The organism is Bacillus sp. SIMBA_005, from assembly GCF_046535585.1.
Lineage (GTDB): Bacteria > Bacillota > Bacilli > Bacillales > Bacillaceae > Bacillus > Bacillus pumilus.
The window spans coordinates 1-296 of record NZ_JAWRWI010000212.1; the positions used below are offsets into that span (position 1 = coordinate 1).

General features: G+C 48.0%; 1 protein-coding gene. It reads right to left on the minus strand.

What is annotated here, in order from left to right; all coding sequences use genetic code 11:
* Positions 1 to 41: 41 nt before the first annotated feature.
* On the minus strand, positions 42 to 296 hold a 255-nt coding region (locus tag SB660_RS19820), incomplete at its 5' end, for a M20/M25/M40 family metallo-hydrolase (protein WP_410583983.1).

Here is a 296-nt window from a genome sequence, read left to right on the forward strand (position 1 = left end):
CCACAAAAAAGCCAGTCCTTTTTTGGACTGGTTTTTTGGCACTATGCTTGCGCTTCAAACTGCTTTGCAATCTCAACGATGACATTTACGGCTTTGACCATGTTGTCAACTGAGATGTATTCAAATTTGCCGTGGAAATTTTCCCCGCCTGTAAAGATGTTTGGCGTCGGAAGCCCCATGTAGGACAGCTGCGATCCGTCGGTGCCGCCGCGGATGGGAGAAATCTTCGGTTCGATGCCGAGGTTTTCCATCGCTTGCTTGGCAGTGTTGACGATTTCGATGACAGGTTCAATTTT